The 24372-nt window shown below is 67.5% G+C and carries 24 protein-coding genes and 1 pseudogene; 18 read left to right on the forward strand and 7 right to left on the reverse strand.

The annotated features are described in order from the left end of the window. Positions 1–140: 140 nt before the first annotated feature. Positions 141–1664, reverse strand: a complete 1524-nt coding sequence (locus IEZ21_RS14115) for a PIN domain-containing protein (protein WP_189322207.1) — start codon at positions 1662–1664, stop codon at positions 141–143. Positions 1665–2497: 833 nt separating this feature from the next. On the opposite strand from IEZ21_RS14115, the gene IEZ21_RS47565 reads away from it, so the two are divergent. Next, the gene (locus IEZ21_RS47565; protein ID WP_246567694.1) at positions 2498–2761 is read left to right on the forward strand and encodes a hypothetical protein; all 264 of its coding nucleotides are present in this window, start codon (positions 2498–2500) and stop codon (positions 2759–2761) included. A gap of 215 nt (positions 2762–2976) precedes the next feature. On the opposite strand, the gene IEZ21_RS14125 is transcribed toward IEZ21_RS47565, so the two are convergent. Then, a complete protein-coding gene (locus IEZ21_RS14125) occupies positions 2977–3381 on the reverse strand; it encodes a hypothetical protein (protein ID WP_189322209.1) in 405 nt (134 codons plus the stop codon). On the opposite strand from IEZ21_RS14125, the gene IEZ21_RS14130 reads away from it, so the two are divergent. The 3 genes from IEZ21_RS14130 (at position 3382) to IEZ21_RS14140 (ending at position 5014) form a co-directional block, all read left to right on the forward strand. After that, positions 3382–3528 (forward strand): hypothetical protein, encoded by a 147-nt coding sequence (locus IEZ21_RS14130; RefSeq protein ID WP_189322210.1) that lies wholly within the window; start codon positions 3382–3384, stop codon positions 3526–3528. It abuts the gene before it with no gap. A gap of 152 nt (positions 3529–3680) precedes the next feature. Then, positions 3681–4277 (forward strand): glycosyltransferase, encoded by a 597-nt coding sequence (locus IEZ21_RS14135; protein ID WP_189322211.1) that lies wholly within the window; start codon positions 3681–3683, stop codon positions 4275–4277. Beyond that, positions 4274–5014, forward strand: coding sequence for a glycosyltransferase family 32 protein (locus tag IEZ21_RS14140; protein WP_189322212.1), 741 nt, complete (start codon positions 4274–4276; stop codon positions 5012–5014). The genes IEZ21_RS14135 and IEZ21_RS14140 overlap by 4 nt, the downstream gene beginning before the upstream one ends. Positions 5015–5152: 138 nt before the next feature. Here the strand turns inward: IEZ21_RS14140 and IEZ21_RS14145 are convergent, their stop codons facing one another. After that, positions 5153–5575, reverse strand: a complete 423-nt coding sequence (locus IEZ21_RS14145; protein ID WP_189322213.1) for a hypothetical protein — start codon at positions 5573–5575, stop codon at positions 5153–5155. Positions 5576–5737: 162 nt separating this feature from the next. On the opposite strand from IEZ21_RS14145, the gene IEZ21_RS14150 reads away from it, so the two are divergent. From IEZ21_RS14150 to IEZ21_RS14205, 12 genes and pseudogenes are all read left to right on the forward strand, one after another. Further along, entirely contained in the window at positions 5738–6070 is a 333-nt protein-coding gene (locus IEZ21_RS14150) for a GYD domain-containing protein (protein ID WP_189322286.1), read from the forward strand. Between the two features lie 97 nt (positions 6071–6167). After that, positions 6168–7040 carry a DUF2797 domain-containing protein gene (locus tag IEZ21_RS14155; protein WP_189322214.1) on the forward strand — a complete coding sequence of 291 codons (873 nt, stop codon included), beginning with the start codon at positions 6168–6170 and terminating at the stop codon, positions 7038–7040. A gap of 43 nt (positions 7041–7083) precedes the next feature. Next, complete coding sequence (locus tag IEZ21_RS14160) at positions 7084–7434, forward strand: antibiotic biosynthesis monooxygenase family protein (protein ID WP_189322215.1); 351 nt, start codon at positions 7084–7086, stop codon at positions 7432–7434. Continuing rightward, positions 7409–8401, forward strand: coding sequence for an amidohydrolase family protein (locus tag IEZ21_RS14165; RefSeq protein WP_373302225.1), 993 nt, complete (start codon positions 7409–7411; stop codon positions 8399–8401). The genes IEZ21_RS14160 and IEZ21_RS14165 overlap by 26 nt, the downstream gene beginning before the upstream one ends. A gap of 178 nt (positions 8402–8579) precedes the next feature. Continuing rightward, positions 8580–8687 (forward strand): annotated as a pseudogene (locus IEZ21_RS14170) (DNA mismatch repair protein MutT); the annotation flags it as partial. A 109-nt stretch (positions 8688–8796) separates the two neighbouring features. Continuing rightward, entirely contained in the window at positions 8797–9729 is a 933-nt protein-coding gene (locus tag IEZ21_RS14175; RefSeq protein ID WP_189322217.1) for a BRO-N domain-containing protein, read from the forward strand. Between the two features lie 201 nt (positions 9730–9930). Continuing rightward, the gene (locus IEZ21_RS14180; RefSeq protein ID WP_189322218.1) at positions 9931–10671 is read left to right on the forward strand and encodes a response regulator transcription factor; all 741 of its coding nucleotides are present in this window, start codon (positions 9931–9933) and stop codon (positions 10669–10671) included. Next, positions 10668–12236, forward strand: a complete 1569-nt coding sequence (locus IEZ21_RS14185; protein ID WP_189322219.1) for a sensor histidine kinase — start codon at positions 10668–10670, stop codon at positions 12234–12236. The genes IEZ21_RS14180 and IEZ21_RS14185 overlap by 4 nt, the downstream gene beginning before the upstream one ends. A gap of 50 nt (positions 12237–12286) precedes the next feature. Continuing rightward, positions 12287–13714, forward strand: a complete 1428-nt coding sequence (locus tag IEZ21_RS14190) for a bifunctional glycosyltransferase family 2/GtrA family protein (protein ID WP_189322220.1) — start codon at positions 12287–12289, stop codon at positions 13712–13714. Continuing rightward, on the forward strand, positions 13711–15903 hold the full coding sequence (locus IEZ21_RS14195) for an ArnT family glycosyltransferase (protein ID WP_189322221.1): 2193 nt from the start codon (positions 13711–13713) through the stop codon (positions 15901–15903). Before IEZ21_RS14190 ends, IEZ21_RS14195 begins: the two co-directional genes overlap by 4 nt. A 158-nt stretch (positions 15904–16061) precedes the next feature. Beyond that, positions 16062–17558, forward strand: coding sequence for a DHA2 family efflux MFS transporter permease subunit (locus IEZ21_RS14200; protein ID WP_189322222.1), 1497 nt, complete (start codon positions 16062–16064; stop codon positions 17556–17558). Between the two features lie 143 nt (positions 17559–17701). Continuing rightward, on the forward strand, positions 17702–18460 hold the full coding sequence (locus IEZ21_RS14205) for a TetR/AcrR family transcriptional regulator (RefSeq protein ID WP_189322223.1): 759 nt from the start codon (positions 17702–17704) through the stop codon (positions 18458–18460). A 458-nt stretch (positions 18461–18918) separates the two neighbouring features. Here the strand turns inward: IEZ21_RS14205 and IEZ21_RS14210 are convergent, their stop codons facing one another. Then, positions 18919–19389: a PPOX class F420-dependent oxidoreductase gene (locus tag IEZ21_RS14210; protein WP_033321476.1), complete on the reverse strand. Its 471-nt coding sequence runs from the start codon at positions 19387–19389 to the stop codon at positions 18919–18921. 70 nt (positions 19390–19459) lie between these two features. Between IEZ21_RS14210 and IEZ21_RS14215 the strand changes: the two genes are divergently transcribed. Then, complete coding sequence (locus tag IEZ21_RS14215) at positions 19460–19849, forward strand: hypothetical protein (protein ID WP_051744739.1); 390 nt, start codon at positions 19460–19462, stop codon at positions 19847–19849. A gap of 96 nt (positions 19850–19945) precedes the next feature. Here IEZ21_RS14215 and IEZ21_RS14220 read toward each other — a convergent pair whose 3' ends face one another. Then, positions 19946–22324: an MFS transporter gene (locus IEZ21_RS14220; RefSeq protein WP_506004884.1), complete on the reverse strand. Its 2379-nt coding sequence runs from the start codon at positions 22322–22324 to the stop codon at positions 19946–19948. Positions 22325–22449: 125 nt separating this feature from the next. Continuing rightward, a complete protein-coding gene (locus IEZ21_RS14225) occupies positions 22450–22914 on the reverse strand; it encodes a MarR family winged helix-turn-helix transcriptional regulator (protein WP_189322225.1) in 465 nt (154 codons plus the stop codon). A 341-nt stretch (positions 22915–23255) separates the two neighbouring features. Here IEZ21_RS14225 and IEZ21_RS14230 point away from each other — a divergent pair, with 341 nt between their 5' ends. After that, positions 23256–23450 (forward strand): hypothetical protein, encoded by a 195-nt coding sequence (locus IEZ21_RS14230; protein WP_189322226.1) that lies wholly within the window; start codon positions 23256–23258, stop codon positions 23448–23450. A 61-nt stretch (positions 23451–23511) separates the two neighbouring features. Here the strand turns inward: IEZ21_RS14230 and IEZ21_RS14235 are convergent, their stop codons facing one another. Then, complete coding sequence (locus tag IEZ21_RS14235) at positions 23512–24288, reverse strand: hypothetical protein (protein ID WP_189322227.1); 777 nt, start codon at positions 24286–24288, stop codon at positions 23512–23514. Positions 24289–24372 lie beyond the last annotated feature (84 nt).

Here is a 24372-nt window from a genome sequence, read left to right on the forward strand (position 1 = left end):
TCAACGTCGCGTGTGCTGCTCGCGGGTTCAACGTCCGGCCGGCCAGCAGGTCATGCCTCCACGGACAAGGCCGCAGCTCCAGGGCGTGTTGCTGCATGGAATGTGGAGATGAGATCTCGTCGGTAAAGTCATGATGATGACTAACTCGGGGGGTCTGTCCTGCCATTCTCCATTTTCTTATCAGCCATCGCGCGAATTTTTCGGATCTGAGCGTCGACTTCTACGGTTCGCTGCTTAATGTCTCGCAGCATGGATTCCACTGTTGCTACTTGGTTCTCTGCGTCTGCAAGCTCTCGTCCTCCCCTCTTGGCCTCTAGTGAAGATTTCAACTCAAGTCGCGCTTCACGGAGAGCTTGTATGCCTTCGTCATGTTCCGTGCCAAGAATCTTTCTAAGATTCTCAAGATCCGTCAAGTGCAACCACAATTGCTTGTATGAAATGGAAGAAGTCTCAAACAGGGAGTTGCGATGCCATCGCGTTAGATGTGGATTCCTTCGCTGTATCCTGAGTAGGTCCTCCCAATCTGCACGGCTTATTTTCAATTTTATGCGCCCGTGACTAATTGGATCAGCGGTATTTTGTTCTATGCGCTCAGCCAAGCTTAGTGCGGCTGCGGCCCGTTCCCGGGCCTTCTCTTGACTCCAGGGGCTGAGAGAATCCTGATTAGCGGTGGATTCCCAACGATTTGCCTCCTCTAGCAGTACGTCACTAATTCTTTGATAGTCTTCCTCGCTCAGCGAGATTTCGAGCTCTGCCGCTTTGGCGCTCGTCTCCTCCTGAAGATTCTGGGCCTGCTCTAGGGTGGATGCGCTAACTGAGGCACCCAACTCCTCTTTAGCAAGTTTCAAGAACGAGCCTAGTTGTACGATCATGAAATCCGCATCGCAGCGCTGCCTAAACTCGATAATCAATTCTCGGCGGGCGCCAATGACAATGCCACTCTCTTTTTCGACCCAATCCTCCTTAGTGTCGTTGGTGACGAGTAGTAGAGGCATCTTGCGAACTTCAGCTTCACGCAGTATCTGCTCCCAGATGAAAAAATCCCCGTGAGAGTTTTCGCTTTTATTGGCGTCTTTGTATCCCGGAGGTGTCTTTTCTTGGTATCTGCGCTCAGCTTCCGCCTTAAGGGTCTCTGCTTCTTCCGGCTTGAACGGTTGTCCGACTTTAGCGTCTAGGATTCGAGCGAGAGCGGAAAGGATTGGATCGTCGGATATCACTCCTGTCAGGGTTAGGTCGAACGCATTCGCGTGACGCTCTACTTCAGTCCGGGCTTTTTTGAAACCCGCTTCAATTGGGGCAATAAGATTTCTCTTATCACTTTCGGTGAGTGAGCATCGCTTTACCAGTATGTGAAGTTCCTGGATTGCCTTTCTCTCTAGTTCATCCAAGGTATTCGGAATGGTGTCATATAGTTTTAGGTGATCTTTCACGGCGTCCATGCGTCGCGAGTAGTATTCGGACGCCACCTGGTGCGGTATCCAAATTCGATCGCGAAGTTGTTCGATCACATCGAGCAGCTCGTTACGGGCGCTAGGTGTGAAGCGATAAAGCTCTAAGAGGACATTGGTGTCCAAGGTGATCAGGTGTGATTTCGTCGCAATCTTGTAATCGCCAGCCGGGCGCCGCCAAAGGCCTTCGAAATCGCTCAGGAAAGACGAAACCATTTTTTGTCCTAAAGTTAGATAAGTGACCCCACGAGCGTACCGGTGAGTGACTTGTGTGTCTGCCGCTCCGCTCGACAGGCCCTTGAGGGGTGGCTGTTCGCCTGACATCAGTAGGTGACATCAACAGTGGCGTACGACCACGCACGGCGGCGCACTGATTACTGGCCGAGCTATACAGTCGACCCGCGCAGTGCCGAGCGGCTAGACCGCACGCGGGGTGGCGCACCCGCCTACGGATCAGAAGGTTGCAGGTTCGAATCCTGCCGAGTGCACACAGGCGAGAGGCCCCCGGAGATGATCCGGGGGCCTCTCTCGTTGGGGCGTACAGCAGCGAAGTACAGCAACGGGTTGAGGTCCGAGCGCCGACCCAGCTCGCGGCTAGGGTGTCCGCGAATGTCGCACGCCGACCGGGGGGTCGAGAGATCAGTGCGACACCGGGAGGGGTGTTCATGAAGATCAACGTTGGAAGAGCAGCACTTGCGGCGGTAGTGCTGGCCGTATTGGTGGGATGTGGGGCTGAGACCGCAGGCCCAGAGACGGGAGAGCGTGCAGCGGTTCCCTCTTCCCCGGTACCGCCCTCGACAGAGGGTCGTCTCTCCTCTGGAGATCTGCAAAGCAGGTGGTGGACGTGGGCGGCGTCGGAACCTGAGCAGACGAACCCCGTTGCTGACCAGAACGGAAGCTCATGCGGGCGCAACCAGTCGCGAGACGTATGGTTTCTGGCCGGATCTTTCGGCGGTCAGGTCAAGCGAGCGTGCACCGTCCCTGACGGAGTGCCTCTTGCTTTCCCCCTTGTGAACCTCGTGGGAGATCCGTCGGCCTGCGCAGACTTCATGAGTGCTGCCAAGGGGTCCGCAGTGCTGGATGGCAAGAAGATCGACTCGGAGGCACACCGAGGGGAGGCGATCTCCGTGCTGGGCGTCGCCAACAACCCTGTCACCGGAACAGACGAACGCTTCACGGCTACCGGATGTGGCCTGTGGGTTCAGCTGCCGCCACTGGAGCCTGGGCAGCACGCGCTGACGATTCGCGGTGAGTCTGACGATTTCTCGGTCGGAGCGGACTATTTCCTTAACGTCGAGGCCGCTTCGAAGTAGCCGCCAAAGGCCAGGAAACCCGAAGTGGGGTCTCCTGGCCTTGCAGTTCGTCGATTCGCATCGCTCAGCCGGTGCCCCCCCCATCGCGTCGGACAGCTTGCCGATCGCCTCGCGCACCTCCTCCTCGTTCGCCTCCGCGTAGACCTCCATAGGCATGGCGATCTGCGAGTGCCGCAGGATGCGCTGGGCCACCTTCGGGCGGACCTTGAGAGCGATCAGAAGGTTGCAGGTTCGAATCCTGCCGAGTGCACACGGCGCCTGAGCCAGTCCGTCTTGACCACCCGCCCCAGTTCGTCGACGACCACCCGACCGGACGTCTTGTAGGCCTCGCCCGCGGCGGGCTTCTCCCTCGACTGACGGGCCTGGAACGCCCTCAGCGTGGTCAGCACGATTGTGGGGAGGGGGAGCCATCGGTCCCGGCGTCGGACTTGGTGTCCTTGCATGGTCACGTACAGCGTGACGTTCCTCCCCGGCGCGAGCACGCGGCGCCGGATGCCGAGGTCGAGTGTGGCGCGCAGTCGACCGGGCGTCAGTTCCACGGTTCGCACGCTCAGTCCGGCGCCGGGCGTCCCGCCGATGCGCCGGGCGCTGGTGAGCATCCAGTTGATGAGCGTTTCCACGTGATTCTCGGTGCGCTGCCGCACGGGCCGAAGGGGATCCTCGACCTGCAGGTCCTGCCTCTCGGTGGCCCTTGGGAGGACACCCGGGAACGGGTGAGTCAGGGCGACATGAACAGCGAGTGCTGCGACGTACCGCAGGCGTCCTGACAGCCCTGATGCGACTCGGCGCCAAAGCGTTCCAGAAAGCGGTTACCAATAGCCCAACTGTTCGAGAACAAGATGGTAAGCAAGCCCAACCATTACACCAACTCCCCGGTCTAGCCCTCTGTTAGATGGATGAGACGGAGATACGGGGACGTATGCAGATTTCCTCAGCGTTACGCAATGACCACGGGATCGGGGGCGCGGCCCGGACGACGTACAACCTTGACCAGCAGTACGACGTCGAAATCGCCTCGCTGCTCGGCCACCGCGACGAGCCGGAGTTCCAGCGGAACCCGCGCGTGCGCCACCTCGTCGACGTCCGCGAGGACGGCCCGGGATATGACGGGGACTCCGCAGACCAGGAGCTGACCCGGGTCTTCCCGCGCGGGGAGGGCCGCTACGGCCAGTACAGCGCGCTCACCGACCACCGCATCGCCGAGCACCTCTCCACGGTCGAGGCCATGCGCTGTGGGCTGCCCGTCGTCTCCACGGACTGCCCGCACGGCCAGGGGGAGATCACCGACAACGACGTGGATGGACGTCTCCTCCAGGTCGGCAACGCCGGGGCCATCGCCGAGGGCCTGCTCGAACTGATCAACAACGAGGCGCTGCAGCACCGGATGGCGGATGCGGCGCTCAAGGACTCCGAGCGCTTCGACCCGGCCGGGATCGCCGAGCGCTGTGAGCCGATCGCCGCTGCACCGCAGGCGGCCGACTTCTTCAACACCATGGTCCGCTGGGAGGCGCCGTGATCCTCAAGAGATTTCGCACATCCACCGCCGCTGCCGCCACCATCACCTCGGCGGACACCACGAAGGCGGGTATGCCCAAACTGATCCACGTCATCTGGATCGGCGAGAAGGCCTTCCCCTACCGGGACAACTTCCGCACCTGGAAGAAGCACAACCCCGACTACCAGGTCCAGCTCTGGACCGACAAGAACCTCCCCGTACTGCACAACCAGTGGATCTACGACGCCCTCGCCGACCAGCCGCTCGCCATACGGGCCGACCTTCTCCGCCTCGAACTCCTCGCCCAATACGGGGGCATCTACACCGACGCCGACTCCTGGTGCACCCAGCCCCTCGATCCCCTGATCGACGAGCTGCCCCTGTTCGGCATGACCGGCAACAAGGGCAACGTCCAGAACGCCACCCTCGGCACCGTCCGGGACCACCCCGCCTACCGCATGATCGTCCAAGGCGCCGGAGCACGCTACCTCCGCCTGGCCTACCTCAAGCGCAACAAGACCGAGAAGTACGAGATCTTCGACATCTTCGGCACCCGCTACATCACCCCCATACTGCGTTCCTTCCCTGACTTCACCCAGATCGACCGAGGTGCGGTCAGGGGAACCCGCCGCTTGATATGCGTCGAGGGCCAGGACGACACCAGCGAGGCATACATCGTCCACGCCAACGCAGTCAGCTGGAAGAAGCCGGGCAGCGACAACCGGCTCACGCTCACACCGGCCCGCCCGGAAATGTAGACGGGCACCCAGCCCTGCCCGAACAGTCCCTGAACTGGAGCTGTTTACGCGTCAGAGGCCCCGGAGAAGGTAATCCGGGGCCTCTGACGTTTTCGGACCGTACGGCAGCGAAGCCCGGCAAGGGGCTGATGCCGGCCGTCAGCTGGGCCGGTAGTGAGCCGCAGGTGGCCGCTGCCGATGATCAGTAACGGCGGCGGCCACGGCGGACACGACGGCGGTCGCGGCGAAGCTTCCCATCATGACCAACCCCACGCCGACCGCGAAGAGGCCGGAGTCGTCGTCCGACCAGTCGTAGAAGGCGGCAACGGTCAGGCCGGCCGTGGTGCCGAGCACAGCGCCTACGAAGTAGCGCCGGGAGGCCGCCCAGTACACCGCTACCAGCAGAGTCAGCACCAGCCCGATCACCTGCCACGTCTCGTACGGGCCGGTCATCGTGCCGTCGGGCTGCACGTCATATTGCTGGTCCCAGCCCAGCCAGGCAGCCCACATCGCTGTCGAGACCCCGGCCGTCGCGAGGATCGACAACAGCTGGAGAACGGGTTTCCGTAGTCCTTGGCTCATGTCCCAAGCGTTTCGACTCACGCCGTCACCGGCCAGAGCGTGAGTACTCAGCTCTACCTGAGTACTTCGGGGCGCCCGCAGCCGTTCGGGGGATACGCGGGCCGTCTCCGGCGGGTTTTCTCCCCGTCGTGGCATCCCTTGATGGGACGAAAGGGAGACGTGATGCCGCTCTATCTATCGAGGTTCAGCTACACGCCGGAGACTTGGGCGAGGCTGATCGGCCACCCTGAGGACCGGGCGCAGGCCGCACAGTCGTACATCGAGTCCGTCGGCGGGAAGCTCCATGGCTTCTGGTATGCCTTCGGCACGCACGACGGCTACAACCTGTGGGAGGCCCCGGACAACGTGTCCATGGCCGCGGTTTCGCTGGCGATCAGCGGGGGCGGCGCGCTCAGCTCGTTCGAGACGACTGTTCTCCTGACCGTCGACGAGACAATGGAGGCCCTGCGCACCGCCGGGCAGGTCCGGTACCGGGCTCCTGGCGCATCCACATAGACGGCAGCCCTGGCCGCAACAACGGCACCCACGGGTGAGAGGTCCCCGGTGAATCACCGGGGACCTCTTGTCAGTGGTGCACTCTACGCTTTCGGTGATGGCACAGGTGTGGAGATGTACGGGGCTGCGGTGGGGTGTCGACGGGCCTGTGCTCGGGTGGGGTGGTGGGCGGCGGAGTGCGTTGGTGCGGGGGAAGCGGGTGGCGTTTGTGGTGGTCGACGGGGGTGTGCGGACTTGTGTGGGGGCGCGGGGGAACGGCTGTGCGGTGCGGGCTGTCGTGTCGGGGCGGAGTGTTGGGGCGCAGTGTGAGGAGTGTGCGCGGCTGGAGCGGGCGCACTCCGTTGCCGCCGATACCGTCGCCGATGATCCGCGGCCGTATCACGTGTATCTCGCGTGGTTCGGGAGCGGGATGGTCAAGGTGGGGATCACGGCTGTGGAGAGGGGGGAGGCAAGGCTGCTTGAGCAGGGGGCCGTGGTGTTCAGCTGGCTCGGGCGGGGGCCGCTGATGGCGGCTCGGCGGAGTGAGGAGCTGTTGCGTACGGCGTTGGGGGTGCCGGATCGGATCGCCTACGACGCCAAGCGGGCCGTGCGCAGTGCGTTGCCGGAGGCGGTGGTGCGGGCGGGCGAGGTCGAGGCGCTGCATACGAAGGCCGTGGGGCTCGGTGGGTGGCCGGAGGCCCTGGAGCGGATGCCGTTCGTGGCCGTCGATCACGCCGGGGTGTTCGGGCTCGAAGGGTTGCCGCCGGCGGTGGGGGCGGTCAGCGAGCTCGTGGCGGGAGGCGTCGTGACGGGGGAGCTGGTGGCTGCCGCCGGGCCCGATCTGCATCTGGCCGGCGAGCGTGGGGTCGTCGTGCTGGATACGCGGCTGATGAAGGGGTGGGAGGTGAGTGCCGCCGGTCAGGGGGAAACGGCCGGTGCGGTGACGGTGCCCGTGCGGAGGTTCGGCGGTCTGCAGGACTGGCTCTTCTGAAAGGCGCTGGACGTGGGCAAGCCCCAGCCCGAGAGTGGGTGACATGAGCGATCAACCCCTTGCGCCTGTCGCCGCGCACGAACCGCCGTACTACGCCGTCGTGTTCACCTCCGTACGGACTGACGGAGACAACGGGTACGGCGAGACAGCCGAGCGGATGGAGGAGCTGGTGAAGGAGATCCCGGGGTTCCTCGGGATGGATTCGGCGCGGACACCGGGCGGGCTCGGGATCACCGTCGGGTACTTCCGGGATGCCGAGGCCATCGAGGAGTGGCGCGGCGACATGGAGCACCGGGCGGCGCAGAAGCAGGGGCGGGAGAGCTGGTACGAGAGTTACACCGTCCATGTCGCCAAGGTCGAGCGAAGCCATGGGTTCCGGCGTGGGCAGGGCTGACGTGGACGGGGCTGAGGGGGGAGGCGGGACGGCACCGCCTCAACAAGGAGGTGCCGAGGTCCGGCCCGCTCCAGAGGGCGTTGGTGTCCGTCCGCCTCAAGAAGGCGCCGAAGTCCGGCAGTTCTGGGAGGGGCTCGGGCTGCCCGGGCTCGTCGACGTCCACACGCACTTCATGCCCGAGCGTGTCCTGCGCAAGGTCTGGGAGTACTTCGACGCGGTCGGTCCACTGACCGGCCTCGACTGGCCCATCACCTACCGGGGCGAGGAGGGTGAACGGGCCGCCCTGCTCCGGCAGTTCGGCGTGCGCGCGTTCACCGCCATGCTCTACCCGCACAAGCCGGGCATGGCCGAGTGGCTGAACGGCTGGGCCGTCGACTTCGCCCGCCGGACCCCTGACTGTCTGCATACGGCGACCCTGTTCCCGGAGCCGGGCGTGGCGTCGTATGTGCGGAGAGCGGTGGACGAAGGGGCGCGGGTTTTCAAGGCGCACGTTCAGGTCGGCGCGTACGACCCGGCCGATGAACTCCTCGATGCTGCCTGGGGGGTGCTCGCCGAGGCCGGGATACCCGTCGTGATCCACTGCGGGTCCGGGCCCGCGCCGGGCAAGCACACCGGGCCGGAGCCGATCCGGCGGGTGCTCGCCCGGCACCCCCGGCTGCGGCTCGTCGTCGCGCACATGGGCATGCCCGAGTACGAGGACTTCCTGGACATCGCCGAGCGGTACGGCGAGGTGCGGCTGGACACGACGATGGCGTTCACGGACTTCAGCGAACGGTTCGCGCCTTTTCCGCGCCGGGCGCTGCCCCGGCTGGACGACCTCGGCGAGAGGATCCTGCTCGGCTCCGACTTCCCGAACATCCCGTACGCGTACGTCCATCAGCTCCACGCACTGGAGCGGCTCGGGCTCGGGGACGACTGGCTGAGGGCGGTCTGTTACGGGAACGGGGCGCGACTCTTCGGGCTGTGAGCGTCGCTTCGCGCCCGGCAGCCCGACTCCTCCCGACTCCATCAACACCCGACTCCATCAACCCGGGGCACATCAGAGCCAACTGCCCAGAGTGTCCCGACGTCTGCGAGACAGTCCCTGCCCATGCGCGATCGCGAGCGCCACATCCACAAGGATCATGACCGGGTCGTTCACCGCCCGTTCCTTCGTCCCGCCGGACGAACTCGACGACCTACCGATGCACCACACGCAGCGGCTCCGGCTCCGCCACTTCCTGGAGCATCGCGAGCGGCCGTATCTCGGCTGACAACGTGAGGGCAGAACCGATTCCTCTGTCACCTTTCGAGTGAACGTGTTTTCCATGGACTGGAGTTGTGTATCTGCGCGCCTGGTTTCCGGAGCGGAGGTGATGCTCGATGTACGAGCAGAGCAGGCCGACGGACGAGTCGGCAGTTCGGGAACAGGACGCGATTGAGATCAACGACTTCGTGTACGCGGCGACGGGAGCGCGGCTGCGGAGGCTGACCTTGCCGGACGGCTCGCATTGGTTCCCGGCGGTCGACGTCTGCCGGCAACTGGGGTACGCGCACACGGGCTCCGCTCTGCGCAATGTCGCAGACGAAGCCAATTTCGGAAGCGCCGAGAGTGTGCTCAGGAGGCACAGTCTCAGCGTTCCCGCAGGTCGAGAGTGGCGGCGAGACATGAACCTCGTGAGCCTCGAAGGGCTGATCCGGTTGGTCAACGGCTGCACGAAGCGGGAGTCCCAGCCGTTCAAGGCCTGGGTGGCCACTGCCATCGCGACCATCCAGCGCGAGGGTTCGTACAACCTCGAACCTGCCCAGGTGCAGCCCGCGCCGAGCGGCGGTACGGCGTATGTCATGCCCCAGGAGGTCGCAGAAGCGATTGTGCGGCTCGAGGAGCGGAACATTCGCCTGGATGAGGTGTTCGCCGCACGCGACGCTGAGCGCAATGAGCTCCTCCGGAAGTCCGAGCGCAGTCGGAGTGCCATGGCCGCGGCTTTGAATCGGATGGCTGACTCTCTCGGTCGGCTTGCCGAGAGGGTGCAGCCGGGCGCCCGTGAGGTGGTGCCGTCCACCACGCCGCAGGAGCTGCTGGCCAGGTGGCAGGCGAAGAATCTCGTCATCACCGGTGATGTTCATGCCGTGGCGGCTTACCTTGCGCCCGCGCTGGTGCAGGGCCGAGCCCAGTACCGGTTGGAGGAGATCGCCCGGCGTACGGGGTTGACGCAGGGGCGCGTTCAAGACTGTGTGCGCATGCTGCTCAGGCGGGGATGCATGCGGCAGGTCGGGGGTACGTCGGACGGCGCGCAGGTCTACGTGCTGCCGTAGGGGGCGATGAGTCGGGCCCGAAACCGCAAATCCAGATTGCGGTTTCGGGCCCGGCCGTACCGTACCGGACGTGGACTGTCAGGGGTGGCCGCGTTCGACAAGATCCGCCCAGGCGTTCCCTGAGTGGCTCCTGTGTGTTTCTCAGGAAATTCACAGGTTCCGCCAAGTGAGTTCTCAGAGGCGCCCAGCAATGTGTTGGCTATGACCACGACCTCGCCCCAGGGGCGCACCGAACTGCTGAGGCCGGACGGGAGCCCCGTCCGCGTGCTTGTGGTGGACGACGAGCAGTCGATCACCGAGCTGTTGTCCATGGCCCTGCGCTATGAAGGCTGGCAGATCCGCAGCGCGGGTGACGGGACCGGGGCGGTGCAGACCGCCCGGGAGTTCCGGCCCGATGCCGTGGTGCTCGACATGATGCTGCCCGACATGGACGGGCTGGCCGTGCTGGGCCGCCTGCGGCGCGAGCTGCCAGACGTTCCCGTCCTCTTCCTGACGGCGAAGGACGCCCTCGAGGACCGTATCGCCGGACTGACCGCGGGCGGCGACGACTACGTCACCAAGCCGTTCAGCCTGGAGGAAGTCGTCGCGCGGCTGCGCGGGCTGATCCGTCGCTCTGGGGCCGCCGACCACCGCTCCGACTCCACGCTCGTCGTCGGCGATCTCATGCTGGACGAGGACAGCCACGAGGTGTCGCGTGCCGGGCAGAACATCCACCTCACCGCCACCGAGTTCGAGCTGCTGCGCTTCCTCATGCGCAACCCGCGCCGGGTGCTCAGCAAGGCGCAGATCCTCGACCGCGTGTGGTCGTACGACTTCGGCGGCCAGGCCAACGTCGTCGAGCTCTACATCTCCTACCTGCGCCGGAAGATAGACGCCGGGCGCGAGCCGATGATCCACACGCGGCGCGGAGCCGGTTACCTGATCAAGCCCGCCGCGTCATGAGCGGACGACGACAGCTGCGGAAGCGGCGGCGCCGACAGCCTCGGACGCTGCGGACGCGGCTCGTCGTCTCCGCGGTGGCGCTCATCGCGGTGGTGGCCGCTGTGATCGGCACGGTGACGACCATCGCGATGGGGCAGCGGCTGAACGACCAGCTGAACGACACGGTCACGGAGGTCGCGGATCGCGCCGGCGGCCCGCCGCAGATGGCCAACGACCCGAACTTCCGTCGGCCCGAGGATCCGCTCGACTTCGTCAGGAGAGGCCCGCAGGAACTCGGCACGATCGGCGCCGAGGTCGACGAGAACGGTCAGATCTCGAGTGCGATCCGCAGCGCGGAGTCGACGAACAGCATCGACGGCGAACCCGAAGCAATCGAACTCACCGATACGCAGCAGTCCGAGCTCGCCCGCGTTCCGCGCGACGAGAAAAAGCACACGATCACCCTGACTGACCTGGGTGAATACCGCGTGCAGTACACGACGGGGGGCCCGAAGGGCGACTTCTACGTCGCCGTGCCCACCAAGTCCGTCACAGAGACCCTCAACACCCTCATCCTCGTAGAGGTCAGCGTCACCGCCGCCGGCCTCGTCGCCGCCGGGATCGCCGGCTCCGCCCTGGTCACCATCGCCCTCCGCCCTCTCCGCCGAGTAGCCGCCACCGCCACCCGCGTCTCCGAACTCCCCCTCCACAGCGGCGAGGTGACCCTCAACGAGCGCGTCCCCGAGTCCGAGACCGACCCCCACACGGAGGTCGGACAGGTCGGCGCCGCCCTCAACCGCATGCTCGACCATGTCCACGGGGCGCTGCACGCGCGCCAGGAGAGCGAGACACGCGTACGGCAGTTCGTCGCGGACGCAAGCCATGAGCTGCGTACGCCCCTCGCGTCCATCCGCGGATACGCCGAACTCACCAGACGCGGAAGGGAAGAGACCGGCCCCGACACCCGGCACGCGCTCGGCCGGATCGAGTCCGAGGCCGGGCGGATGACCGGGCTCGTCGAGGACCTGCTGCTGCTCGCGCGGCTCGACGCCGGGCGCCCCCTCTCCTACGAGCACACCGACCTGTCCCCGCTGGTCGTGGACGCCGTGAGCGATGCCCGTGCGGCCGGGCGCGAGCACAACTGGCGGCTCGAGCTGCCGGACGAACCCGCGCTCGTGCAGGCCGACGCCGCCCGTATCCAGCAGGTCATGGTGAACCTCTTCGCGAACGCCCGTACGCACACCCCGCCCGGCACCACGGTGACCGCACGCGTGCACCGGCGGGGTTCCTGGGTGTGTCTGGACGTGCAGGACGACGGGCCCGGCATTCCGCCGGGTCTGCTGCCGCGTGTCTTCGAGCGGTTCGCGCGGGGCGACTCTTCGCGTTCGCGTGCCTCCGGGTCCACCGGTCTCGGGCTCGCCATCGTGCAGGCCGTCGTGGCCGCGCACGACGGTGCGGTGACCGTGGACAGCGTGCCGGGACGGACCGTCTTTACCGTGCATCTGCCCGCGCTGGCCGCCGAAGTGCCCCATTCTCATGAGGCCTTCATTTCGGAAACAAATTCGCAAACGTACTCACAGGCGTAGCACAGCACCACCACACGGGTACGACAGGGCGCTTGACGACAGTCGTCGTCATGCGAACCGAACCTTCTCCCGGCTCCCTGCCGGCGCGGGAGCACCTCCCGGCCGGGAATGCCGGTACGCCTGTCCTGGACGTAGTGATCCCCGTCTACAACGAGGAGAAGGACCTCCAGCCGTGCGTGCGCCGACTGCACGAGCATCTCGCGCGCACCTTCCCGTACGCGTTCCGCATCACCATCGCGGACAACGCCTCGACGGACGCCACCCCGCTGGTGGCGGCGCGGCTGGAGGCGGAGATCGGGGAGGTCAGGTCCTTCCGCCTGGAGCAGAAGGGCCGCGGCCGGGCCCTGCGGACCGTGTGGTCCGCCTCGGAAGCCCCGGTCCTCGCCTATATGGACGTCGACCTCTCCACCGACCTCAACGCGCTGCTCCCGCTGGTGGCCCCGCTGATCTCGGGCCACTCCGACCTCGCGATCGGCTCGCGTCTGGCCCGCTCCTCGCGGGTGGTGCGCGGCGCCAAGCGGGAGTTCATATCCCGTACGTACAACCTGATCCTGCGGGGCTCGCTGCAGGCCCGCTTCTCCGACGCCCAGTGCGGCTTCAAGGCGATCCGGCGGGAAGTGGCGCACGTGCTGCTGCCGCTTGTCGAGGACACCGGATGGTTCTTCGACACCGAGATGCTGGTCCTTGCCGAGCGGGCCGGACTGCGCATCCACGAGGTGCCGGTCGACTGGGTCGACGACCCCGACTCGACCGTGCACCTCGTGAAGACCGCGACCGACGACCTGTTGGGCGTGTGGCGCGTCGGGCGCGCCCTCGCCACCGGCTCGCTGCCGCTCGACCGGCTCGCCCGGCCGTTCGGTGACGATCCGCGCGACCGCGAACTGACCGGCGTACCGACGGGACTCGCCCGCCAGCTCGTCGGGTTCTGCGTCGTGGGCGCTCTGTCCACGCTGTTCTATCTGCTGCTCTACAGCGGCTTCCGTACGTTCACAGGGTCGCAGTTCGCCAACGCGCTCGCCCTGCTCGTCTCGGCGGTCGCCAACACGGCGGCCAACCGGCGCCTCACCTTCGGCGTCCGCGGCAGCGAGCGGGCGATGCAGCACCAGGCGCAGGGCCTGGTCGTCTTCGGCATCGGCCTCGCCCTGACCAGCGGCTCGCTCGCCGCCCTGAACGCGGCGACGACCGACCCCGCGCACTCCACCGAACTGGCGGTGCTGATCGCCGCCAACCTCGCGGCGACGGTGCTGCGGTTCCTGCTCTTCCGGGCCTGGGTGTTCCCGGACCGGGGCGACGACTCGGCGTCGACGGTCGTGGCCTCGCACAACCCGGCCCCGCCCGTCTACGCGACGGCGACTCACTCTCCGTACGACAGCTCTCCGTACGACAACGCTCCGTACGACAACCGAACCTGGGGGGACGCGACCATGCAGATGCAGCCGGTGCGCCCGAACGATCACGATCCGAGGGACGCACGATGACGACGACTCAGCCAACTGCCGTACAGGAACCGGTCGTTCCGGTGGAGCCCACCGCGGCTCCCGAGGACGGCAGCCCCAAGCAGCCCTTCGTACGCCGCCTGTGGCGCGGGCGGCCCGAGGACCACCGCTGGGTGCGGCCCGCGTTCCTCGGCACGCTGCTGCTGATCGGCGCGCTCTACACCTGGAACCTCACGGCCTCCGGGTACGCCAACTCCTTCTACTCCGCGGCAGTTCAGGCGGGCAGCCAGTCCTGGAAGGCGTTCTTCTTCGGCTCGCTCGACTCGGCCAACGCCATCACCGTCGACAAGCCCCCGGCCTCCCTGTGGCCGATGGCGCTGTCGGTGCGGCTGCTGGGCCTGAACTCCTTCGCGATCCTGTTCCCGCAGGTGCTCATGGCCGTCGCCACGGCGGGTGTGCTGTACGGGGCCGTGCGCCGCCGGTTCGGCGCCGTGGCCGGCCTCATCACGATGGCGGTCTTCGCGCTCACGCCCGTCGCCGCGCTGATGTTCCGCTTCAACAACCCGGACGCGATGCTCGCGCTTCTGATGGCCGTCACGGTCTACTGCGTGCTGCGCGCCATGGAGAAGGCGCAGACGAAGTGGCTGGTGTGGGCGGGTGCCGCGGTCGGCCTCGCCTTCCTGGTGAAGACCCTCCAGGCCTTCCTGATCCTCCCGCCGCTCGCCCTGATCTACGTACTGTTCGCGCCGACGACCCTGCGCAGGCGCATCGGCCAGGTTCTCCTCGCGGGCCTTTCGATGGTCGTCGCGGGCGGCTGGTGGGTCGCGATCGTCGAACTGTGGCCGGCTTCCTCGCGCCCGTACATCGGCGGCTCGCAGAACAACTCCTTCCTTGAACTGACTTTCGGCTACAACGGACTCGGCCGCATCAACGGCGAGGAGACCGGCAGCGTCGGCGGCGGAGGTGGCGGCTGGGGCGAGACCGGCTGGGACCGCATGTTCAGCTCGAACATCGGCGGTCAGATCTCCTGGCTGATCCCGGCGGCGCTGATCCTGTGCGTCGCGGCCGTGGTCCTGCTGCTCCCCCACTCTCGGCTTCGCTCGAGCGGGGGGACCCCCATGGCAGGGCGTACGGACACGGCCCGTGCCGCATTCCTCGCCTGGGGCGGCTCGCTGCTGATCACCATGGTGATCTTCAGCTTCATGCAGGGCATCTTCCACGAGTACTACACCGTCGCCCTCGCCCCCTACATCGCACCGCTGATCGGCATGGGCGCGGTCGTGCTCTGGGAGGAGCGCGGCAAGCTGTGGGCCTCGCTCACACTGGCGGGCGCGATGACGGCGACGGCGGCGTGGGGGTACGTCCTCCTCAACCGTTCCTCCGACTACCTGCCGTGGCTGAAGTGGCTGGTCCTGGTCGGCGGTCTGGCCGCCGCGCTCGGTCTGGTCTTCGTGAACAAGCTCGGTCGTCGACTGGCCATGGGCGTCGTGGGGTTGAGCTTCGTCACCGCCCTCGCGGGCCCGACGGCGTACAGCCTCAGCACGCTGAACGAGGGTCACTCCGGCTCGATCGTCACGGCCGGTCCGACCGTCGCGGGTGCCCGCGGTGGCCCCGGCGGCGGCATGGGCGGCGGTCCCGGCGGGGGCATGGGCGGCGGTCCCGGCGGGGGCGGTATGCCCGGCCAGAACCAGCAGGGCCAGCAGGGTCAGCAGAACGGCAACGGTCGGACGGGACAGCCGCCGACCGGCGGTTTCCCGGGCGGCGGCATGCCCGGCGGCCAGAACCAGCAGGGGCAGCGGGGTGGCATGCCCGGCGGTCAGACGGGCGACGGCGGCGGCATGGCCGGCGGTGGCGGCATGGGCGGACTGCTCAACGGCGCGACCGTCAGCGACGAGGCCAAGGAGCTGCTGGAGAAGAACTCCGGCGACTACACCTGGGCCGCCGCGGCCATCGGCGCCCAGAACGCCGCGAGCTACCAGCTCTCCACCGGCGACCCGGTGATGGCGATCGGCGGCTTCAACGGCAGCGACCCGTCACCCACGCTGGCCGAGTTCAAGCAGTACGTGGCGGACGGCAAGGTCCACTACTTCATCGCAGGCGGCGGCATGGGCGGCGGCAACGACAGCTCCGGCACCGCCTCGCAGATCAGCGAGTGGGTGCAGGAGAACTTCAAGGAGGTGACGGCGGGTTCGTCCACCTTCTACGACCTGACGCAGCCGACGAATAGCTGACGATCAGCCGACGAGCAGCTGACGGTCTGAGGAGGTCCCGCGAGGGCGGTGACCGAGGCGAGAGTGCCTCGGTCACCGCCTTTTCGTGTTGTACGGCGTATGGGAGTTGTTCTACGGTGTACAGCGACGACCTCCCGTACGCCGTAGAAGGGGCACCCATGACGGCCGCGACGACCGCCGAGACCGCCCAGGCACCTCCTCAAGGACACCCTCAGCGCTGGCTGATCCTCGCTGTGATCATGCTCGCCCAGCTCACCGTGCTGCTGGACAACACCGTCCTCAACGTCGCGATCCCCTCCCTCACGGACGAGCTGGGCGCGTCCACCGCCGACATCCAGTGGATGATCAACGCGTACTCGCTCGTGCAGTCCGGACTGCTGCTCACGGCAGGAAGCGCCGCCGACCGCTACGGCCGCAGGAAGATGCTCGCCGCGGGCCTCGTCCTCTTCGGCGCGGGCTCGCTCTGCGCGGCCTTCGCGCAGTCGTCCACGCAGCTCATCGCCGCCCGTGCGGGCATGGGCATCGGTGGCGCACTGCTGATGACCACGACGCTCGCGGTCGTCGTGCAGATCTTCGACGACACCGAGCGCGTGAAGGCGATCGGCATCTGGTCGACCACCAGCTCCCTCGGCTTTGCGGCCGGTCCGCTGCTCGGCGGATTCATGTTGGACCACTTCTGGTGGGGATCGATCTTCCTGATCAACATCCCCGTCGCGCTCATCGGTCTGGCCGCGGTCGTCAAGCTGGTGCCCGAGTCCAAGAACCCGCAGGGCGACCGCCCCGACCTCCTGGGTGCGCTGCTCTCGACGATCGGTATGGCCTCGGTGGTCTACGCGATCATCTCCGGGCCCGAGCACGGCTGGACGTCGGCGCAGATGCTGGTGGCCGCGGCCGTCGGCGTGCTGGTCCTCGGCGCGTTCGTGCTCTGGGAGCTGCATATTCCCTACCCCATGCTGGACATGCACTTCTTCCGCAACCAGCGCTTCATCGGCGCCGTGGCGGGCGCGATCCTGGTCGCCTTCGGCCTCAGCGGCTCCCTCTTCCTCCTCACCCAGCACCTCCAGTTCGTCCTCGGTTACGAGCCCTTGGAGGCGGGCCTGCGGCTGGCGCCGCTCGCCGTGACCGTCGTGGCCCTGAACCTCACGGCCGTCGGCGCGAAGCTGCACGCCAAGCTCGGCACGCCCGTGACGATCGCGGCCGGTATGAGCATGCTCGCCGGAGGCCTCGCGGTGATCGCGCTGCTGGGCGGCGACGACTACAACGGCATGCTGGCGGGCCTCGTCATCATGGGCGCGGGCATCGCGCTCGCCATGCCCGCCATGGCCAACGCGATCATGAGTGCCATACCGCCGGAGAAGGCGGGCGTGGGCGCGGGCATCAACGGCACGCTCGCCGAGTTCGGCAACGGTCTGGGGGTGGCCGTGCTGGGCGCGGTCCTCAACGCCCGCTTCGCCGCGCTGATCCCGGTCGCCGCGGCCTCGCTTCCGGCCGCGCTCGCCTCCGCGGAATCGGCGGGCGAGCGGACGCGGATCATGGACGCCTTCTCCTCCGGGCTTGAGACCAGTCAGCTGGTGGGAGCGGTTGCCGTACTCCTCGGAGGACTGCTGGCGGCCGAGTTGCTGCGGCGCGCGGTGGGGGCACCACCCAGACATTGAGTACTGGGGGAGGGCGGACTCCGCGGTGGCCGCGTAACGATGTCCCGTGGAGGCACGCATAGCATCAGGGCAACAGCGATACGCGCTGATACGTGCTGTGGATCTCGTACGCGCTGGGTATCGAGTTCCGAGGAAGGTGCGCCATGGTGAGGGCAGCCGACCGGGCCGAACGTCCGGCGCGGACCAGCGTCTGGCTTGAGGGCAGGCAGCGGGTGGCCCGGGGCGGTCAGCCGTCCGGGCTCGACCGCGACCGGATCATCCAGGTGACGGTGCGGCTCCTCGATGCCGAGGGGCTGGCCAAGTTCTCCATGCGTCGGCTGGCCGCCGAGCTGAACGTGACGGCGATGTCGGTGTACTGGTACGTGGACACCAAGGACGACCTGCTCGAACTCGCCCTCGACTCGGTCTACGGCGAACTCGAGCTGCCGGACCCGGAGTCGGGCGAGGACTGGCGCGACCAGCTGCGCGCGCTCGCGAGTGGATACCGCGGACTGCTGGTGCGCCATCCCTGGGTGTCGCCGCTCATCGGCAGCTTCCTCAACATCGGCCCGCACTCGATGGAGTTCTCGCTGTGCGTGCAGCATGTGATGCGCAATACGGGGCTGCCGGCGCACGGTCAGATGGGTGCGATCAATGCCGTCTACCAGTTCGTGTACGGGTTCGGGACGATCGAGGGGCACTTCGTGCAGCGGTGCGCCGCCGCGGGCATGTCGCAGGACGAGTACTTCCACCAGGCCATGAGCACGATCCGTGAACAGCCCGAGTTCGCCAAGAACTTCGAGAGCGCCACGGATCTTATGGAGGCGCGGGGTGGTGACACGGTGGAGGAGATGCGGGAGCGGGACTTCGCGTTTGCGCTGGAGCTGTTGGTGGCGGGGATCGAGTCGATGACGCTCCGCTGAGGGTGCGGTTTTTGGGTGCGGGTGTGTGGGTGGCTGGTCGCGCAGTTCCCCGCGCCCCTGGGGTCCGTGCGTGGGTCGGGGCCGTGGGCCGGTGCGTCAGCCCGTCGCAGGGCGGGCATACGACCCTGGCCTGGTACAAGGCCCTGGTTCTCCGAGACCGAAGCTAAGCGACGGGCATACGACGCACCGGCCCACGACCCCTCCCGCCGGAGGGAAGCTGCGGGTAGTCGGGGGTGCGGGCTTCCCCGGGGCCCCGGCTCCTCGGGGCGCGGGAAGCCGCAGGCTTTTGCTTTTCAGGGGCGCGGGGAACTGCGCGACCAGCCACGACGCACCCGCAGCCGCGACACGCAGTGTCACCCACCACCCCTTGGCGGGGGGCCTGGGGGCGCAGCCCCCTCACGCGGCGGAGCCGCAAATTGATACAGCCGGGAAGGGGCGGGCCTGGGGAAAGAAACCCCCTACTCCTGCGGAGCCAGCCGCGCAGGGAAGCCGCCGGTCGCGACCGGCCCCCACCGCTCCGGGGTGACCCGGATGATGGACTTGCCCTGCTTGAGCATCGCGGAGCGGTACTCGTCCCAGTCCGGGTGCTCGCCCGCGATGTTGCGGTAGTACTCCACGAGGGGCTCGACCGAGTCCGGGGGGTCGATGACCTCGGCCGTGCCGTCGATCTGGACCCAGGGCCCGTTCCAGTCGTCGCTCAGGACGATGAGGCTGACCCGCTCGTCGCGCTTGGCGTTGCGGGTCTTGGCGCGCTCGGGGTAGGTCGAGACGACGATACGGCCCGCGTCGTCGACACCGCAGGTCAGCGGAGAGCCTTGAGGGCTTCCGTCGGTCCGCCGCGTCAGCAGGATGGCGCGGTGACGGGGGCGTACGAAGTCCAGCAGATCGTCGAGGGAGACGGAGGTGTTCGTCGCTATGTTCGGTGCCATGGGGGCAGCCTAGGGTGAACGGAGGCCGAACGCCTGACGCGTGGGGTGGCAGGGTCCTACCCTGACGGACATGGCAGCCGACGACCTCAACCCCGACGAGCAGTGGCCGCTGCCGCCCGCCTGGATGTGGGACTGTGCCGAGTGCGTCCGGCTCTACGAAGCGATGAAGCACGTCCAGGCGGTCATCGCCGGACTGCACGCCACCGAGGGGTACGACGTCGACTGGGACTTCACGGACAGCGTCGTGGGCACGCAGATCAGCCTCAGCCGGCACCTCGCCGACGCCCACCCGCAGGAGCTTCCCGACTGGGACCCCGCCTGCGCGACCTGTGCGAGCCACCAGCAGGCCCTCGCCAGAACGGACCGCGCGCCCGACCTGCGCGCCGGAACCGTCATGGTGGCCGAGGAACACCGGGCCCGCCACCTGTTCGCCCCACCCCGCATGGTCGGCCTGATGTGACGGGGCTGCGCAGCGCAGTGAACCGGCCCGTGGGGCGCGCCTGAAGCTTAAGGATGCGCGCCCCACGGGCCGTGGCTTTCCACCTGCTCGTTCGAACTACTCGCCGGGATGGCCGAGTTCGATGTCGTGGTCGTCGACACCGCGCCCGTTCACGGTCAGCGCCGTGGCCACCGGCGGGTAACCCGTCGCGATGACGGTGTACTCCCCGCTGTCCAGATCGGCGAAGGCGTACGCCCCGTCCTCCCCGGTCGTGGCGGAGGCGACCACGTTGCCCGCCGCGTCGACGAGCGTGACCCGGGCATCGGCGAGGGGCCCGTGCGGCGCCCGTACGGTGCCCCGCAGTCGGACGCCCGCCGTCAGGTCGACCTCGACACGGGTGACACCCGTGCCGCCGACCTCGACCGGCAGCGCGGCCGGCCGGTGACCCGCCGCGTTCACCGCGACGGTCACGGTGCCCGGGACCAGCTCGGCGAAGTCGAACTCACCCTGCTCGCCGGTGTTCCCGGTGGCCAGCACATCACCGCGTACGTCCGTGACGACGACCATGGCGTCCTTGACGGGCGTACCGGTCTCGGCGTCCCGCACCACACCGCCGAGCCCGCTCGTACCGCTCACGAGGATGTCGTACGACACCGGCTCGTCGTTCACGACGATAGTCGAGGCCTGCGGCTGGAACCCGTCGGCAGAGGCGATCAGGACGTACGACCCCGCCCCCGGCGCGTCCAGCGCGTAACCACCGTCCGCGCGCGTGACCGAGCGGCCCAACTGCCGTCCCCCGAGGGAGATCAGCGTGACGGCGGCGCGAGCGACGGGCGTGTCCTCGGCACCGCGTACGTACCCGCGCACAGGAATGCCGCCACCCGCGCCATCGGATTCCCCGGCGTCGGCTGTCGCGGCAATAGGGCTCGTCTGCTCGGCCGAGGCCTCCTGCTCAACCGGAGCCGGAGCCTCAGGCCCGGCGGCCTGCGTCAGGGCGCCCCGTGTCCTCAACGGGACCTCCTTGATGAACAGGGCCATGAGGAGGGCGAGCAGTGCCAGAGGTGCGGAGTACAGGAAGACGTCCGCGACTCCGTGCCCGTACGCGCTCTCCACGACCGTGCGGACCGGCGCGGGCAGCGCGGCGAGGTCAGGGATGCTCCCGTCGCCCGTGCCGGCGTGGCCGAAGGACGCGGCCCCTGAACCGAGGCCCGCGAGGCCGTCCTTGACGTAGTCGGTGATCCGGTGGGCCAGGACCGCGCCCAGCGCCGAGACGCCCATGGCACCGCCGAGGGAGCGGAAGAAGGTGACCGTGGAGCTGGCGGCGCCGAGGTCGGTGGGGTCCACCTGGTTCTGCGTGCAGAGCACCAGGTTCTGCATCATCATGCCGACGCCCAGGCCCAGCAGGGCCATGAAGATCGCGATGTGCCAGTACTCGGTGTCGTACCGCATCGTGCCCAGCAGGCCGAGACCCGCGGTCACCAGCACCCCGCCGCCGATCAGCCAGCCCTTCCAGCGCCCGGTCCGGGTGATGACCTGGCCGGAGACCGTCGAGGCGACGAACAGACCGCCGATCATCGGGATGGTCATGACGCCGGACATGGTGGGCGACTTGTCTCGGGCCAGCTGGAAGTACTGGCTGAAGAACACGGTCCCCGAGAACATCGCGACACCGACGAAGAGGGAAGCCAGGGAGGCCAGCGTGATGGTGCGGTTGCGGAACAGCCGCAGCGGGATGATCGGCTCGCTCGCCTTCGCCTCGACAAGCACGAAGAGCAGCCCGAGCACGACCGAGCCACCGACCATCGCGTACGACTGCCAGGACAGCCAGTCGTACTTGTCACCGGCGAAGGTCACCCACACCAGCAGCAGGCAGACCGCGGCGCTGATGAGGAAGGCGCCGGCCCAGTCGACCTTGACCTTCCGCCTGACCACCGGGAGGTGCAGGGTGCGCTGGAGCACGATCAGTGCGATGACGGCGAACGGAACACCGACGTAGAAGCACCAGCGCCAGCCCAGCCAGCTGGTGTCGGTGATGACACCGCCGACCAGTGGGCCGCCGACCATCGCGGTGGCGAAGGTGGCGCCGAGGTAGCCGTTGTACCGGCCGCGCTCCCGAGGGGCGATCATCGCCGCCATGATGATCTGGGCCAGCGAGGACAGCCCGCCCATGCCGATGCCCTGCACCGCGCGGAACGCGATGAGCGTGCCGGGGTTCTGCGAAAGGCCTGCCGCCGCCGAGCCCAGCACGAAGATGACGAGAGCCACCTGGATCAGCAGCTTCTTGGAGAAGAGGTCGGCGAGCTTGCCCCACAGAGGGGTGGATGCCGTCATCGTCAGCAGTGACGCGGTCACCACCCAGGTGTAGGCGCTCTGGCCGCCGCCGAGGTCGCCGATGATCCTGGGCAGGGCGTTGGAGACGATCGTCGACGACAGGATCGCGACGAACATGCCGAGCAGCAGCCCGGTCAGCGCCTCCATGATCTGCCGGTGCGTCATCGGAGCGCCCGGAGCGCTGTCGGTGGAGCTGCTTCCTGAGTGCTTGGCGCCTGAGTGCTTGGCGTGAGAGCCCCGCACACCAGTCGGTGCGGTCGTGGCCATGGTCTTCCTTTTCTTACGTTCCGTCATGTCACGTCTGCTGCGGGCGTGGACGCCGTCGGCCGGCAGTCGTCGAAACTGGCACGCAGCCGTCCGAGCAGGGAGTTGAGCTGCTCGACCTCGTCGTCGGACCAGTCCCCCAGGTAGTGGGTGAGCGCCCGCGTGTACCGCTCGGCGATCTCGGCGAGCATGTCCCGCCCCGCGGGCGTGAGCCGCAGGATGCGCGACCGCTTGTCGGCGGGATCGGGGGACCGGTCGATCCACCCGCGTCCCGCGACATGAGCGACGTGCCGACTGGTCACCGACATATCGATGGCCAGCAGCTCCGCCAGCCGGCTCATCCGCATCTCCCCGTGCCGCTCCACCAACGCGAGCACGGCAGCGGCCCCCGCAGGACACTCCTGCGGCAACACCCGCCCGAGCCCCCGCTTCACAGCCCCGATGGCACTGAGCTGCTGGGCCAGCTCCTCGTACTGCTCTTGAGCGGCCATCACACTCTCCTTCGTTGCTCTAGGCAACCATAGAAGTATGTGGTTGCTACAGGCAAATGAAAGAGGGTGGGACGGCCTTAAAACCTTGGCAAAGGGGAGGGGTGTCGTGGACGGAGGGTGAGAGCTGGGCTACAAGGCCGATCCACCCACTCACCCGCATCTTCCAGCGCAGCCCAGGCACCCCAGCCCGTCCGGCGATTGAGGACGAGGCCGTTCAGGCCGACAGAGGGGGCCGGGGGCGAAGCCCCCGTGACGGCGACACCGAGTCAGGGTGACCAGCACCAGCAGACGGCACCCCCAGCACTTGGGCAAGCCGGAGGCATTCGCTAGGGTCCAGGGCCATGGCAAACACCCAGGGCCCCCAGGGCAACAACGACCCCGCGGGCAGCACCCAGATGTTCCGCGCCTTCGTCGACGAGGGCCCGCAGGGCCGCCGCCAGCAGGCAGCCCAGGCAGGTCCTCGTATCGGCGTGATCGTAGGCGTGATCGTGGCCGTCGCGATCGTGGCCGGCGTGGCCTGGCTCGCGTTCACGTAACTCGAGTACGGCGCTGACTCCCGTACGCCGGCAGGTCCCGTAACTCCCGTACGCCGGAGCCCTACTCCCACCGCACGGACACGTCACGCGTTTCGATGTGCATGCCCAGCGGCACGCGCCACGCGTCCACGCACACCGTCCAGGTCTTCTCCTTCCGCGCACCGGCGCCGACCGGTGCGGGAAGCTTCTCGGCCGACTTGATCGTCGCCCAGTCGATGCCGAGCGCGTCGATGATGTGCGTCTCGAAGGTCACCGTGCCCGAACGCACAGCGCTGCCACCGGTGTTGTGGAAGTCGAGGGTGACCTTTTCGCACCAGCGCTTGTCGGTGGGTTCGCGCTCGGGGTCGCTCACTTTCAGCGCCGCGGGCGCATCGGGCGCCGTACCGTTGCCGTTGCCGCCCTCGCCCGCAGACGACGAAGGCGCCGGACTCTCTTCCGTACGCCCCTCCGCGGGCCCTTCCGTACGACCGGAGCCGCCCTCGTCCCCGGGCGCGCCCTGCCCCGCGGAGGCGGAAGGGCCAGGCGCCGGTTCCGTGCCCGGCTCCTGAGCTCCACCGGGACCAGTGCCATCGGGTGCACCCTCCGAACTCCCGCCTCCCCCGGCGCCCTCGGAGCCCGGCGCCCTGTCCAGCGGCACCATCGACACTTTCCCCGTGGGATCCACCGCCGCACCGGAGGCTGGAGGCGAACCGCCGGCCGCCCCGACCGCGACGTACCCGTCGTCACCGCTCCCGCCGCCCCCGCATGCGGCGAGCACCCCGCCCAGACACACCACGACCGCCGCCGAGGCACCGGCCACGGCGCCCCGGCGGTCACGTATCCAAGTCATCTGACGCATCGCGCCAGTGTGGCTGACGGTACGTCAGATAGAAAGAGACGGATGGGCATCGAGTGATCCCGCGAGTGAACCTCCGCCCCGCAT

Source organism: Streptomyces flaveus, assembly GCF_014647675.1.
GTDB lineage: Bacteria > Actinomycetota > Actinomycetes > Streptomycetales > Streptomycetaceae > Streptomyces > Streptomyces flaveus.